Below are 15,115 nucleotides of genomic sequence, written 5' to 3' on the forward strand. Positions count from 1 at the left end.
AATATCGCATATATTCGCGCGCGGAAATCGGTATAAGGCCACAATGGCGAAGATGCGATGGAGCGGGTTTTGAAGAAGGCAAGGCAGGTCGCGATTGTCGGCGGCGGGCCAGCGGGCCTGATGGCGGCCGAAGTGCTGTCTGCGGCTGGCCATGCCGTAACGGTGTTCGAGGCCATGCCGACCGTCGCGCGCAAATTGCTGATGGCCGGAAAATCCGGTCTCAACATCACCCATGCCGAAGACTACGACATTTTCCTCCACCGTTTTGGCGACGCGGAGCAAAAGCTGCGCGCCGCCCTCGATGATTTCACGCCCGGCGCGCTGCGTCACTGGGCGCAAGGTCTGGGGCAGGAGACCTTCGTCGGCACGTCAGGTCGGGTGTTTCCGACGGTCATGAAGGCCTCGCCGCTGTTGCGGGCATGGCTTGCCCGGCTGGAGGCACACGGCGTTATCATCAAGACGCGGCATCGCTGGATGGGTTTTTCCGCAGACGGGCTGGTTTTCGCGACACCGGAGGGCGATGTCTTCATGAAGGCCGATGCCGTTCTTCTGGCGCTCGGCGGCGCAAGCTGGCCGCGTCTGGGTTCGGATGCGGCATGGGTGCCGGCACTCGCGGCTGAAGGCGTGGAGCTTAACCCTTTCCGCCCCGCCAATTGTGGCTTTGATGTCGATTGGAGCGATGTCTTCCGGCAGCGTTTTGCCGGTGAGGCGTTGAAATCCGTCACCACCATTTCCCCGGCCGGAGCGTTTCAGGGTGAGTTCGTGGTGACGCAGCACGGCATTGAGGGCAGCGTCATCTATGCCCATTCCGCCGCACTTCGCGACCAGCTGGAACACACGGGAAAGGCGACACTCGCTGTCGATCTGGCGCCGGGACGTACCGTGGAGCGCCTTGGCCGGGATCTGGCAAAGCTTGGCCGCAAGGAGAGTTTTGCAAACCGGTTGCGGAAGGCCGTGGGCCTCTCCGCCGTCAAGGTCGGACTTCTGCGGGAAATCTTTCACGATATCTCGGCGATGCCGGATGATCTGGTCGCCGCAAGAATCAAACATGCGGAGATACCGCTTGCACGGACGAGACCGATTGCCGAGGCGATTTCATCGGCTGGGGGCGTTGACTGGCAAGGTATCGATGAGAACTACATGCTGAAAAAACTCCCCGGCATTTTTGCTGCCGGGGAAATGCTGGACTGGGAGGCGCCGACCGGCGGTTATCTGCTGACCGCCTGTTTTGCCACTGGCAAGGCCGCCGCCAGGGGCATGACCAAATGGCTCGACGGCTTGGCCTAACCGGCCTCGGCCAGTTTTTTTTCCGCGCTTGGCGTAGTCCTGACGAGGCAGCGCATGATGGCATCCGTGGTAACGGAGCCGAGTGACTTGCCGTTTTCGCCGATGATCACGGCACTGCCGACATCCTCCCTGACGAGCGCGCGCAAGCCTTCCTCGACGGTCATGTCCGCATCGAGCTGAAGACGCGACTGGCCGGTAAACTCCGGCTGGACGATGGCGCCGAGACGAATGACCCGGCCACGGTTGACCTCTTCCACGAAGGCTTCGATATAGCTGTCTGCCGGACTCATGACAATTTCGGCGGCCGTACCCTGCTGGATGATCTCGCCGTCGCGCAGAATGGCGATCTTGTCTCCCAGCCGAAGAGCCTCATCCAGATCGTGGGTGATGAAGACGACGGTTTTCTTCAGCTCTTTCTGCAATTCCAGCAGCACTGTCTGCATGTCGACGCGGATGAGTGGATCAAGTGCCGAATAGGCCTCGTCCATCAGCAGGATTTCGGCGTTGTTGGTCAGCGCGCGGGCGAGACCCACGCGCTGCTGCATGCCGCCTGAAAGCTGGTTCGGATAATGGCTCGAAAAGCCTTCCAGCCCCACCCGCTTGATCCAGACGTCGGCTTTTTCTTCCCGCTCGCCCTTGTCGACGCCCTGCACCTCAAGGCCATAGACGACGTTTTGCAGCACGTTGCGGTGCGGCAGCAGGCCGAATTTCTGGAATACCATCGCCGTCTTGTGGCGGCGGAATTCCAGAAGTTCCGCTTCGTTGAGGCGACAGACATCCGTTCCGCCATAAAGGATTTCTCCCGCTGTCGGGTCGATCAGGCGGTTGACGTGGCGGATCAGCGTCGATTTTCCCGAGCCGGAAAGGCCCATGATCACGGTGATCTGCCCGCCCGGCATGGTGATGTTGATGTCGCTTAGGCCGAGCACATGGCCGTGCTTGGCGTTCAGTTCCGCCTTGGACATGCCGCCCTTCACGGCGTCGATGTAGTTCTCCGCCTTGGAGCCGAAAATCTTGTAAAGGCTGCGGATTTCGATCGATTGACTAGCCATGCGCCACTTCCCGGTGTTTTTGCAGGCGAAGGCCGTAGGCCTGGCTGATGCGGTCGAAGATGATGGCGATGCCGACGATTGCCAGGCCGTTGAACACACCGAGCGTGAAATACTGGTTGGCGATGGCCTTCAGAACCGGCTGGCCAAGGCCCTGAACACCTATCATGGAGGCGATGACGACCATGGCGAGCGCCATCATGATTGTCTGGTTGATGCCCGCCATGATGGTGGGGAGTGCAAGCGGCAGCTGCACCTTGAAAAGCTTCTGGCGCTTCGAGGAACCGTAAGCGTCTGCCGCTTCCAGCACGTCCCGGTCAACCATGCGGATGCCGAGATTGGTAAGCCGGATCATCGGCGGAATGGCGTAGATCACCACGGCGATGACGCCCGGGACACGGCCGATGCCGAGCAGCATGACGACGGGAATGAGATAGACGAAACTCGGCATCGTCTGCATGACGTCGAGAACGGGGTTCACGATACTCTGCAGGCGGTTGGACCGCGCCATGGCGATGCCAATCGGCAAACCGATCACGATCGAGAGCACGGCGCAGACGAAGATCATCGAGATCGTCTTCATCGTGTCTTCCCACATGCCGAACCAGCCGATGGCAAAGAGAATACCGCAACATAGTCCAACAATGGTGGCGCTGCGGCTGGCAAACCAGGCGAGTACGCCGACAATAAGAATAACGACCGGCCAGGGGGTGCCGATCAAAAGCCTTTCCGCCCAGATGAGGAAGCTTTGGAGCGGTGTGAACAGCCCCTCTATCGTGCCGCCATAGGCTCTGGTGAAACCCCGAAACCCCTCGTCGATCACTTTCTTCAGCGCACGCAGGGCATCGTCATTCATGGTCGGAAATTTGAAAAGCCAATCCATATCCTGTTCTCCACGACGAACCGGGGCCGGCGGGCAATATCCGCCGCGCTCCGGAACTTAAAAACGGCCGGGCGCCGCCATTGGCGGGCCAAGCTGTCGACCACATATGTCGTGCCACCCTTTTAGAGGGCAGCCTTGACCTTTTGCGCGACGTCGGGGGAAACCCAGCCCGTCCACAGAGCCTCGTTTTCCTTCAGGAAGTGTTTCGCGCCATCTTCGCCGGTTGCCTGATTGTCGGTCATCCAGGCGATCAGCTTGTTGACGGTGTCGTTGGTCCAGGCGCGTTTGTTCAGATAGTCCATGGCCGGGCCGGCGCGGTCGGCAAAGGTCTTGCTGACCAGCGTCTGCACGTCGTCAACCTGCCATGCATTGGGCTTCGGGTCCGCGCAATCGGCAACCGAGGTGCAGCGCTTCCATTCGGCAGAGTCATATTCCGTGCCGAACCCGAGCTTCACCATCTCATATTTGCCGAGCAGCGAGGTCGGAGCCCAGTAATAGCCTACCCACGGCTGTTTCGCTTCGTAAGCCTTGGCGACCGAGCCGTCGAGACCTGCGGCGGAACCGGTGTCCACCAGGGTGAAGCCGGCCTTTTCACCACCAAAAGCCTTGAAAAGCTGGGCGGTGACGACGGTGCCGCCCCAGCCCTGCGGGCCGTTGAAGACCGCGCCCTTTGCCTTGTCTTCAGGCGAGGGGAAGAGCTCGGGATGTTTGAAGAGATCAGGAATGGTCTTGAGATCGGGGTTGGCATCGGCGACATATTTCGGGATCCACCATCCCTGCACAGCGCCGTCCGACAGAATCTTGGCGGCCGCCACGACCTTGCCGCCCTCAAGTCCCTGTTTGACGATTTCCGGCTGCAGGCTGACCCAGGCCTCCGGCGCGATATCAGGCTGGCCCTTTTCGGCCATGGAGGTCAATGTCGGTACGGTGTCGCCTGTGACGATTTCAGCGCTGCAACCGTAACCCTTTTCCAGAATGATCTTGTCGAGATTGGCGGCGACTTCAGCGGATTGCCAGTTCATGCTGGCGATTGTGACGTTTCCACAGTCCGCAGCAAAGGCTGCACCGCCTGTAAGGGCGAAGCCGGCGGAAAGAATTGTGGCACCCAAAAGTATTTTCATTTTTGTTCCCTCTGGTCGCGGTGTGCGAAGACCCGGGCGCTGACGGCACCGCGACCGCCAGCACCCGCATTGAGCGTTAATAATTACTTTGTTGCCGTTCCGTTTGCGGCAGTTTTTGGCGTATTGAGGATGGCAATCGTCAATCAATCATCACGCTTGTGGGGTGCTTCTGCGAAATTTGCGGCGTGCGAATTCCCCAGTCTTGCCGGTCGCGCTTCTGAAAAGCCGTGAACAACAAGCAGAAGCTTCTGTTTTCTTGGACATTTATTCCGTTCTGTACTACGGAAAATTTCGTCTCTTTTTTGTGGTGATATTGAATGACCAATCTTCGTGCTGCCCCGGTATGGCCGATCGGCGGCGGTGAAACGGGTGAGCTTGTGCGTGGCTTCGACTGGTCGAAGACATCGCTCGGTCCGATTAGCGACTGGCCGCAGAATTTGAGGCAGAAGGCCAATTCCGTCGTCAACTCTCCCATTCCGCAGGTGCTGATGTGGGGTGCGGATCATGTGATGATCTACAATGACGGCTATGCGGAAATTGCCGGCAATTATCACCCGCGGGCGCTGGGCGGAACGGTGCCAGGTATCTGGCCCGAGATCTGGGACTGGAACAGCCGCATTCTGGAGGCTGGCTTTCGTGGCGAGGTCATGGCTTATCGCGACCAGCCGATGACGCTGATGCGGCACGGTCAGCCGGAAGAGGTGATCTTCGATCTGTTCTATACGCCGATCTACAATGATGGCGGCGCGGTGGACGGCGTCCTGTGCACGGTGCTTGAAAACACCGAAAAGGTGAAGGCCGTGGAGGCGCTGGAGCAGAGCCGCAAGGAGCTGAGCCGGCTTACCAATGCCCTGCCAATCCTGGTGGGATATGTCGATCGCGACTATGTCTATAAATTCGCCAATGACGGTTATCTGGAGTGGTTCGGCCGCAGCGCCGAGGAGGTGATCGGCCGTAGCGTTCCGGAAATTGTTGGAGACGCGTTCTTCAGTTCGCGCAGGGCCTATCTCGATCGTGCGCTCGGCGGCGAAAAGATCGTTTCGGATACGGTGATCAGCAGACCGGATGGCAGCAAGCGAGCCGCCGAAATCCGTTATGTTCCCCGCTATATCGCAGATGGTTCGGTTGACGGCATTTATGTGCTGATCATCGATATCGAGGACCGGAAACGTTCCGAGCACGAAATCGTGCTTAGCAATAACCGTTTCCGCGCCGCTGTTGATGCGGTCCACGGCGTGCTTTGGACCAATACCGCCGACGGCATGATGCTGGGTGAGCAGCCTGCGTGGGGTGCACTTACCGGGCAGAGCTTCGACGAGTATCAGGGGTTCGGCTGGGTCGAAGCGGTTCATCCCGAAGACAGGGACCATTCGCTGGAAAGCTGGACAAAAGCCGTTTCCGCGCGGGCGACCTATATTTGGGAGCATCGCGTTCGCCGCCATGACGGCGTCTACCGCACATTTGCGATCCGTGGCGTTCCGATTTTCGACAATTCCGGTGATATTGCGGAATGGGTGGGTGTCCACACGGATATCACCGAACAGCGGCTGGCCGAGAACACGCTTAAAGAACATGCCAGCAATCTGGAACGCGAGATTCGCCACCGCATAAGAGCGGAAGAGCAGCTTCGCCAATTGAATGAAGGGCTGGAAGCGCGGGTCGAGACGGAAATCGCCGAGCGCCGCCAGACCGAAAGAGCGTTGCAGCAGGCGCAGAAAATGGAATCCATCGGCCAGTTGACCGGTGGCGTCGCGCATGATTTCAACAATCTTCTTCAGGTAATCGCGGGCAATCTGCAATTGCTGTCAAAGGACGTGATTGGCAACGAGCGTGCCGAACGGCGGCTGGAAAATGCGCTGGCCGGCGTTCATCGCGGTGCCAAGCTTGCAAGCCAGCTTCTGGCCTTTGGCCGTCGTCAGGCGCTGGAACCGCGCGTTATCAACATCTCCCGCTTCGTTACCGGCATGGACGATCTCCTGCGCCGTTCGCTTGGTGAGGCGATCGAGGTTGAGGTCATCACCTCCGGCGGCCTGTGGAATACCTATGCCGACCCCAACCAGGTGGAAAACGCTCTCCTTAATCTGGCGATCAATGCGCGTGATGCCATGGAAGGGCACGGCAAGCTGACAATCGAGGTCGGCAATGCGGTTCTCGATCGCGATTACGCGCGCAAGCATTCGGAAGTCTCGCCGGGGCAATATGTCATGCTGGCTGTTACCGATACCGGATCGGGCATGTCGCCGGACATTCTGGAAAAGGTGTTCGAGCCGTTCTTTTCGACGAAACCGGAAGGCAAGGGCACCGGTCTCGGCCTTTCGATGGTTTACGGTTTTGCAAAACAGTCCAGTGGCCATGTCAACATCTATAGCGAGGTGGGGCAGGGCACGACGGTGAAGATGTATCTACCGCGATCCGCCGCCGACGAGGACAGGGAAGTGGTGATACCGACCGGCCCCGTCGAGGGTGGCACGGAAACGATCCTTGTGGTGGAGGATGACGAGGAGGTGCGCAGCACCGTCGTCGAGACACTGAGCGATCTCGGTTACCGCGTGCTCACTGCCCGCGATGCGCAGGCTGGTTTGACGGTGGTCGAAAGCGGCATTCCGATTGACGTAATCTTCACCGATGTGGTGATGCCGGGACCTTTGAAAAGCCGGGAAATGGCGCGCCGGGCGCAGGAAAGGTTGCCTAATCTCGCCGTTCTCTTCACATCCGGTTATACGGAAAACTCCATCGTGCATGGCGGCAAGCTGGATTCCGGGGTGGAACTGCTCTCCAAGCCTTACACGCGCGAAGCGCTGGCGCGGCGCATCCGCCATGTCATCGCCAATCGCAAGCAGGTTTCTCTCGCCAAGACGAGGCCGGTATCATCACCGCGTCATTCCAAAACCCCCGAATCCGCGCAGGTCGTCGGAGACGAGACCAGATCGGTTTGCGTGCTTCTTGTTGAGGATGACGAGTTGATCCGGATGAATTCGACCGAGATGCTGGCCGATAACGGCTTTGCCGTCGTCGAGGCCGGAAATGCTGTGCAGGCGCTAAAGGCGATCGAGACGGAAGAGATCGATGTTCTCGTTACCGACATAGGCCTGCCGGACATGAAGGGCGGCGAGCTGGCGGTTGAGGCATTGCGCCGGAAACCGGGACTAGCCATCGTGTTTGCCACGGGAGACAACCAACTGCCGAACGGGGCGCCGGAAACGGCAGTGCTTTTGACCAAGCCCTATGACGAACAGCAGATCGTCTCAGCTGTCGAACTGGCCCATACGGCAAACACGATGGCGGGCGAATAAACCGCCCGCCATCCTGTCTCAATAACCGCGCGTCATATCGACCGTTTCCGGCAGCGTACCTGTTTCACGCCATGTCTTGACATTGCCTGCCACTATTTTCGCTGAACTTTCCCGGCTTGTCGGCGCGGAAATATGTGGCAGGACGGTCACTTTCGGGTGCTGCCAGAATGCGGAAGCGTGAGGTAGCGGCTCCTGTTCGAAGACATCGAGAACCGCATGCGAAAGCTGGCCGGAATCAAGCGCCGCGATCAGGTCATCGGCGACGACGACGGCTCCGCGGGCGAAATTGATGAGTGCGACTCCCTTTTTCATGGCGCCGAGACGGTCGGCATTCAGAAGGCCGCGCGTCGCATCGGTCAGCGGCACCAGACAGACGAGAATGTCGCTTTTTTCCAGCAAGTCCCCCAGCCCGTCATCGCCCGTCAGCGTTGCCACTCCCTCGATTGCCTTGGCCGAGCGGCTCCAGCCGGAAACGTTGAAGCCTGCATGAAGCAGGCGTTGCGCCGCAGCCGTTCCGAGCGCGCCGAGGCCGAGGAGGCCGACGGTCATCTCGCCCGGATGCCGATAATCGAGTTCCTGCCAGAGGGCTTTTTGCTGGTTTACGCGATAGGCCGGCATGTCGCGTTGCAGGTAATATGTCCATGCCAGCACGGCTTCCGCCATCACGCGTGAAAGCTCCGGGTCTTTCAGCCGCACGATCGGCGGCGCCTTGTCTCCCAGTTCCAGAACGAGCCGTTCGACACCCGCCCACAGGCTGTGAATCCACGAAAGACCCGGCAAGGCTGCAATATCGGCTGGATCGGGATTGGCGACGATGGCGAAGTCCACCGCGCGTTTCTGCTCCCCGCTTAATTCGGAAAAGGAGAGGATTTCCTCTTCCGGCATGGCGTCGCGAAGCGCTTGCTTCCAGATGGCTTCCGCTTGCGCATTCATCCGCGAAACAAGGGCGATGGGTGATGGCATGAAACTGGTCCTGCTTGCTGGCGATTGGTTGGTCGCCATCAATGCGTAATTTTGCGGGCAACGCCATAGGCTGGATAGCAAAATTTGAGCTGCAAAAAAAAGCGGCCCGGTTTGCACCGGGCCGCTACACCATTCAGGCGTTTTCCTTCACCGGCGGTTTGGCGTCGCCGTAATAGGCCGCGAATGTCTCGTGATAGTGCTCAGAACCACCGGGGCCTGCATAACGCTGCAATTCCGTCATATCGGTCTTGTTGAGCACGATCCCCAACGTCTTGTTGGCAATCTGCGGTTCGTTGGCCATCAGGTTCTGCACCATCTGGATCGGCGTCTTGCCCCATTCCGTAACGAAGACGAAACCATCGACCTGCGGTGCGAAGGCTTTAGCGTCGATGACGGGAACGACGGGTGCAAGGTCGACAATGATGTAGTCGCAGGCCTCACGCGCCGATTCGATGAATTTGCGCATGCCGGAGGAGGCAAGAAGCTCGCTTGAATGGGCAAACTGGTTGCTGGTGGAAACCGGCAGGATGCCCATTTTCGTGCGGGTATCGACCTTCACTGCCTGCGTCCACGGTATCTCGTCAAGCACGACCTCCACCAGACCGGCGGATTGCCGCGTTGTCAGCATGCGGCTGAGGCCGGGGTTGCGGATGTCGGCATCCACCACAAGCGTGCGCTTGCCGGTGGAGGCGATCAGACCGGCGAGATTGAGCGCCACGACCGATTTACCCTCGTTCGGCAGGCATGAGATGACGCCGATTACCCGGCACTGGCGTTCCTGGATAACGACATCAGCCGTCAGCTTCACGTTGCGCAGCGTCTCGGCAAAGCTTGAGCGCGGGCTGTCGACGGCAAGGCGCAGCATTTTCTGGAACGAGACCTGACCGTTTTCGTCGATGGTCGTGCTCTCGCTGCCGGGGGTGGCGGCAGGGGTACCCGACTTTGCGGTTTCTGCACCCCGTTCCCCGATAAAGGGCAGGTAGCCCAGAAAACGCATGCGCAGATTGTCGCGCACATCGTTGCCGGTGTGGAAAAAGCGATCCCGGAACTCAAGAAGCGCTGCGATGCCGCCGCCCAGCATAAGGCCGAGAATGACGGAAAGCGCCATGGTCATCGTCTTTTTCGGGCTGGACGGAGCTGTCGGCAGACCCGCTTCGGAGATGATGCGGGCCTTGGCGATCGGCAGCGACTGCTTCTGGGATGCTTCTTCGAAGCGGCCGAGGTAGGACTGGTAGAGTGTGCGCAGAGCGGTTGCCCGCTGCTCCAGCTCACGCAATTGCACCATAGTGATATTGGCTTGCGAATTGCGGCCCGCCACGCGGTCGATATTGTCGCGAAGCGATTGCACACGGGAATTGGAGACGTCGTATTCGTTCTTCAGGCTGCCCGTAACCTGCTGCAGTTCCTGGAATATCTGCCTTGCAATTTCTTTCTTCTCACTCTCCAGCGCTACCGCCTGAGGGTGGTCGGCGCCGAATTGCTGGACGACGCCCTGCAATCGGTCAGAGATCGTGATGTAGCGCTTGCGAAGGTCCTGAATGACCGAGTTATCGGCATCCCGTGCGGAAACGACTGCATTGTCAACCGCTGCATCCGGTCCCCGGTCGATGATGGATTTGTACTGGCCATAACGTGCAGCAGCCGTCGCGACATCCGCCTGCGCGGCAATCAGCTGGCCGTTGAGATCGGCCAACTGGCCTTCCGACATGAGCTCGCCGCGCGAAGAAACGATATTATTGTCCGTCTTGAATTTTTCGACGGCAAGCTGGGCGGCCTGCGCACGCTGGTTCAGGTCGCTCATGCGCTCCTGAAGCCACACAGAAGCGCGCTCGCTGGCGTCGAAATTGGCGTTCAGCTGTTCGGTCAGATAGGCCTGCGCATAGGTCTTGGCGATGAGCGCGGCAAGCTGCCGATCCGTCGAACGGGTGGAAATGGCGATGACCGAACTGCGGCCGACACGCTCTACGATCAGCGATTGTTGCAGCACGGCGGCTGCCTTTTCGCGGCGTCCGGCGCGGATTGCCGCTTCGGAGGCCGGCGGATCTCCGGGCAGGATGAGATCGACGATACCGCGCACGGAAGATTTCACGAGATCGACCGGCGACAGCGACGGATTGACGATGGTGTCGTTCTCGTCGAGCTTGGCCTTGTCGACCACGGTCAGCGCCATTTCCTTGGATTTCAGAATTTCCACAGCACTGGCGATACGGTTGTCGACGATCTGGGCGGCAGGTACCGGCGATTCCTCTTCCGCGTAACGGGAAAGGCTTTCATCCAGAAGCACCTGAGTCATCGCGGTGTAAACGGGGGTTGCAAGCACCAGATAAAGGCCGGCCAGAACCACAGCGGCGATGACCGAGGCGGCAATGACATTGGCGCGGCGCACCACGGCTGCCCAGAGGCGATCGAGGTCAATAAATGTGTCGGCATCCTTGCCGGGATCCGGAAAACCGATGCTGGATTTAAAGGTCTTGTGGTGCATGGACCTACCTTGTGAATTAAAAATGGTACGCGGGAAGCCGAGCAACGCTCGGCTTCCCGCCCCCCGTTATTGATGTGCCGACCGCCTCCCCGGCAGCACGATTAAAGTCAGGCCGCCTGAACGCGGCTTTCATGGTTTGCGACGAGTTCCTTGACGGAAGCGAGAACCTGCGCCTCCATGTCGGCACGCATCAGCGAGAAAGCGACATTGGCGGCGATGAAGCCCTGCTTGCTGCCGCAGTCGAATGTGCGACCGCTGTACTTCTGCGCATGGAAGGCCTGCTTCTCAGCGAGCCGCTTCATGCCGTCAGTCAGCTGGATTTCGTTGCCCGCGCCACGCTCCTGTTTGGCGAGAATGTCGAAGATTTCCGGCTGCAGAATATAACGGCCGTTGAGATAATAATTCGAAGGCGCCCTGGATGGTTCCGGCTTCTCGACCATTTCGGTCACCGCAAAGCCGTGATTGACCTTCTGGCCGACACCAACGACGCCGTAGGATGACACTTCTTCCGGCAGGCATTCCTCAACACCGAGGATATTGCCGCCGACTTCGTCGTAGAGTTCCATCAACCCGGCAATGCAGCCGCGTGCGCCATAGGAAACCATATCAGGCAAAAGCAGCGCAAAAGGCTCCTTGCCCACCAGTTCGCGCGCGCACCAAACCGCGTGGCCGAGGCCGAGCGGCACCTGCTGGCGGGTGTAGCTGACTGTGCCTGCGACTGGCAGCATCTTTTCAAGCTGCAGCACCTGCACCGTCTTGCCGGAGCGGGTGAGCGTGTTGATAAGCTCGGGCGCGCTGTCGAAATAGTCTTCGATGGCGGTCTTGTTACGGCTGGTTACGAAAATAATGTGCTCGATGCCGGCCTGCATGGCCTCATCGACGGCATATTGCACGACCGGCCGGTCGACGATCGTGAGCATTTCCTTCGGCATCGCCTTGGTGGCGGGCAAAAACCGCGTGCCGTTGCCGGCTACGGGAATGACGGCTTTTCTGACAGTTTTGTTCAGGTCCATCGCGTTCTCCTTCATCAAGGTTTGATCTGTCCCCAGTCCGCTTGCAGATTTTTCGCGTACAGATTTGTCCGCTCACAAATTTTACGAAATCTGCCTTTTCACCCCAGTATTTGCCGCGGGCGCAAACATCGCGTTCCGCAACCTCTTCAGCCGCACGGCAATGGGCATTCTCAAATGCCCCAGCACGGCGGGATCTCTGATCGTTGTCTTCAGCGCGCCGATAATCGAGCGGCGCTTGATGTCTTCCACCAATGTCAGGAAGTTACGGGCCAGTTGCAGGCTACGGCTTCTGGCCTGCTGCGCATCCATGGCGGCGGGCAACAGCGCGTAGTGGCTCAGAAACTCCTGGTCCGCCCGCATCATTCCTTCGACGTGGTGGATTTCGAGGACGCGCGAGATCGAACCCTCGCGAATATTATAGATGTAGCCCGGTTTCGGCTCGATGACGCAAAGGCCGCCGGCGGCAAGCGCCGAGGCAAGCAGGATGTAATCCTCGCCGATGCGGATGTCCTCGCGAAAACGCAATCCCTCGCTATTTAGGAAATCGCGCCGGAACATCGGCTTCATGTAGCCGAAGTTGAAGGTGGAGCGGAAAAGGATGTTGGAGGAAATGAAGTCCTCAAGGGTAAGGACGGGTCTTTCCTCCAGAAACTCCTCTGCGAACATCGTTTCCATCGGCCTGCCGTCCGTATAGGCGACATCGAGATTGTCGACAGCGATCACCGCATTGGCCGCATCTGCCCGGCACATCATGCAGGCGGAACGGTCGGGGCGGATGACGTCGTCCGAATCGAGAACTGCGATAAAGCGTCCGGTTGCTGCGTCGATACCGGCATTGCGCGCGCCTCCCGGTCCGAGGTTCTGTTCAAGCGCAAGCAGCCGGACACGCGGATCGTTGGCCGCAATGGCCTCGACGAGCGAGATCGTCTCGTCGGCGGAGCGGTCGTCCACGACGATCACCTCCAGTGTCACGCCCTGCTGTTCAAGCGCACTTTGAATGGCGGCTTCGATCGTCTCTGCGGCATTATAGGCGGCAATGACGAAGCTGATATCGGGCTGAGGGTTAAGGTTCTCCATCAGGTTGCCTCCACCGCGCCGTATTGGCGGATTTCGCGCACTCCGAAGGCGCCGCTTACCGAGCCGAGATGCAAGGCGCCGCGCAGGGCATAGCGGTTGCGGCGCACGGCGTTGAAACCGTTCAGCGCGGCAAAGACGGCGCAATAGAGAACTTTCGATCCTGCCTTCAGCACCTGCATCACGCGTCTTGCGCCGGGTTTCTTTTCGGCAAGCACACGGCCATGGGTCTGGCCGGAGCGGAAGCGACGTTTGGCAAGCCACATGAAACGGGCGCGGTTTTCCGGCACCGGCTCGGAGAGCACGGCCTTTTGCGCAAAGACGATGCGACCGCCCGAAGCATGGAGATGCGAGAAGAAATGCGTGTCCTCACCGCCGCTCTGGCCGAGCGCCAGCGCAAAACGCCGGTCCTTTACCGATGGGGCGTCCATCTTGAGAAGCGTGTTGCAGGTGTAGCCGGTGATGATCTCGCCATTCACCCAGACGGGCACGGTCGAGTGAAAATCGCCACGTTTCATCCAGCCCGGCGCATTCTCACGGTAAACCGCCGTCACTGGGCCAAGAACGACATCCGCGCCGGTTTCGCCTGCCTTTTCCATAAGTGCGGCCAGCCAGTGCGGCGGGGCGGTCTCATCATCGTCGATAAAGGCCAGATAGTCCGCCCGGCTCTCAGAGAGGCAGGCGTTGCGGGCAATCGAGATATTCGATTTCGGGCAATGGACATAGGCGATCTCGAAAGGCGAAGTTTCGCGCAGCCGATCCACACTTGCCTTGGCACTTGGTTCCTCATCATTGTCGGCAACGATCAGGCGAACTGTCACGCCTTCGGGCACTTCCAGTTCGAACAGTGACAGAAGTGTGGCGACCAGCGCCGGACGTCTGTAGGTACAGATGCCGATATCGACGGTCTTTGAATTGTGTGGTTCGGTGACGATGAGGTCGGTCATGAGACAGCCTTTTTTCCCCGGAATTTCAGGAGTTCCAGCCAGAAGCCGGTGGACCACGCCAGATGCATCACCATTGCGGAAAAGGCGGCGAGCGGGCCGTATGGGTTTTTCTGACCTATTGCCATCCACAAGCCATAACCCACACATGCGGCGATCCAGAGGCCAAGCGGAATAAGTGCTGCCCAATGCACAAGCGACAGCAGGGCAAGCACGAAGACCGGCAGGACAGCCAGCGGAATCATCTGACGGATCTTCGGGATCGAGCGATGTTTCAGCAGGTTCTTTGCCCGGCCACGGCCATAGGCGAGATATTGCCTGAACAGAGGCATGACGCTAGCGCGCGGATAATAGGTCATGCGGGTCTTGTCGGTCATCCAGATACGGAAACCGGATTTGCGCAGCCGGAAATCCAGTTCGGCATCCTCGTTGTGGCTGAAGCTTTCATCGTAACCACCGACCGCGTCGAAGGCGGCGATCCGCATCAACGCGTGGTGGCCATGGTCGATCCAGTGTCCCTTGGCGCCTTCGCGGTGCTTTGAGCCGCCATTGCCGAGTTTGGAATTCTGCGCAATCGCCGTCGCCTTCTGGAACAGGCCGTGCCCGACCGTATCCATGGCGACCACGACGGAATCCGCGCCGGTGCGATCCGCGTCTTCAATCAGCCGCTGGCAATAATCATCCGGATAATCGCCATGGGCGTCGATGCGGATGAGGTAGTCGAAATGCTCGCCGAAAGTGGATACGGCCAGGTTTATGCCGGCGCTCTGGATGCGCTTGGGATTGGGAAGGAGCGTAACGCGGTCATCCGTTACGGCGAAGGCGGAAACGATGTCGCGCGTGCCGTCCGTGCTGCCGCCATCGGCAACAACGATGCGGAAAATACGCCCATCCATCGCGCCGGTGAATTTTCGCAGCAACGCCTCGATCGTCTTTGCCTCGTTGAGGCAGGGAATGACGATCAGAGTTCTGATGCCGGAATGACCAAGACCTTCCATGATTTGCC

11 protein-coding genes are annotated in these 15,115 nt (G+C 59.3%); 2 read left to right on the top strand and 9 right to left on the bottom strand.

The features are described 5' to 3' along the window. Nucleotides 1–57 precede the first annotated feature (57 nt). Nucleotides 58–1,287, top strand: a complete 1,230-nt coding sequence (locus tag AC1DCP_RS18385) for a TIGR03862 family flavoprotein (protein WP_174043319.1) — start codon at nucleotides 58–60, stop codon at nucleotides 1,285–1,287. Here AC1DCP_RS18385 and AC1DCP_RS18390 read toward each other — a convergent pair. The 3 genes from AC1DCP_RS18390 to AC1DCP_RS18400 all read right to left on the bottom strand — a co-directional run bounded on the left by AC1DCP_RS18390 (nucleotide 1,284) and on the right by AC1DCP_RS18400 (nucleotide 4,340). Next, nucleotides 1,284–2,339, bottom strand: coding sequence for a quaternary amine ABC transporter ATP-binding protein (locus AC1DCP_RS18390; protein WP_025595241.1), 1,056 nt, complete (start codon nucleotides 2,337–2,339; stop codon nucleotides 1,284–1,286). The genes AC1DCP_RS18385 and AC1DCP_RS18390 overlap by 4 nt on opposite strands. Beyond that, nucleotides 2,332–3,219, bottom strand: coding sequence for an ABC transporter permease (locus AC1DCP_RS18395; RefSeq protein ID WP_004431720.1), 888 nt, complete (start codon nucleotides 3,217–3,219; stop codon nucleotides 2,332–2,334). The genes AC1DCP_RS18390 and AC1DCP_RS18395 overlap by 8 nt, the downstream gene beginning before the upstream one ends. A gap of 122 nt (nucleotides 3,220–3,341) precedes the next feature. Further along, the gene (locus AC1DCP_RS18400; RefSeq protein WP_004431723.1) at nucleotides 3,342–4,340 is read right to left on the bottom strand and encodes an ABC transporter substrate-binding protein; all 999 of its coding nucleotides are present in this window, start codon (nucleotides 4,338–4,340) and stop codon (nucleotides 3,342–3,344) included. A gap of 317 nt (nucleotides 4,341–4,657) precedes the next feature. Here AC1DCP_RS18400 and AC1DCP_RS18405 point away from each other — a divergent pair, with 317 nt between their 5' ends. Beyond that, nucleotides 4,658–7,633: a PAS domain-containing protein gene (locus AC1DCP_RS18405; RefSeq protein ID WP_004431725.1), complete on the top strand. Its 2,976-nt coding sequence runs from the start codon at nucleotides 4,658–4,660 to the stop codon at nucleotides 7,631–7,633. Nucleotides 7,634–7,651: 18 nt separating this feature from the next. On the opposite strand, the gene AC1DCP_RS18410 is transcribed toward AC1DCP_RS18405, so the two are convergent. From AC1DCP_RS18410 to AC1DCP_RS18435, 6 genes are all read right to left on the bottom strand, one after another. After that, nucleotides 7,652–8,596, bottom strand: coding sequence for a 2-hydroxyacid dehydrogenase (locus AC1DCP_RS18410; protein WP_025595240.1), 945 nt, complete (start codon nucleotides 8,594–8,596; stop codon nucleotides 7,652–7,654). A 133-nt stretch (nucleotides 8,597–8,729) separates the two neighbouring features. Then, nucleotides 8,730–11,078, bottom strand: a complete 2,349-nt coding sequence (locus AC1DCP_RS18415; RefSeq protein WP_004431729.1) for a polysaccharide biosynthesis tyrosine autokinase — start codon at nucleotides 11,076–11,078, stop codon at nucleotides 8,730–8,732. Nucleotides 11,079–11,185: 107 nt separating this feature from the next. After that, nucleotides 11,186–12,091, bottom strand: a complete 906-nt coding sequence (locus AC1DCP_RS18420; RefSeq protein ID WP_004431732.1) for a UTP--glucose-1-phosphate uridylyltransferase — start codon at nucleotides 12,089–12,091, stop codon at nucleotides 11,186–11,188. An 81-nt stretch (nucleotides 12,092–12,172) separates the two neighbouring features. Continuing rightward, nucleotides 12,173–13,168, bottom strand: coding sequence for a glycosyltransferase family 2 protein (locus AC1DCP_RS18425; protein ID WP_004431734.1), 996 nt, complete (start codon nucleotides 13,166–13,168; stop codon nucleotides 12,173–12,175). Beyond that, complete coding sequence (locus tag AC1DCP_RS18430; protein ID WP_004431738.1) at nucleotides 13,168–14,112, bottom strand: glycosyltransferase family 2 protein; 945 nt, start codon at nucleotides 14,110–14,112, stop codon at nucleotides 13,168–13,170. The genes AC1DCP_RS18425 and AC1DCP_RS18430 overlap by 1 nt, the downstream gene beginning before the upstream one ends. Continuing rightward, entirely contained in the window at nucleotides 14,109–15,107 is a 999-nt protein-coding gene (locus AC1DCP_RS18435) for a glycosyltransferase family 2 protein (RefSeq protein ID WP_476774548.1), read from the bottom strand. The genes AC1DCP_RS18430 and AC1DCP_RS18435 overlap by 4 nt, the downstream gene beginning before the upstream one ends. Nucleotides 15,108–15,115 lie beyond the last annotated feature (8 nt).

Source organism: Agrobacterium sp. 10T429, from assembly GCF_056393925.1.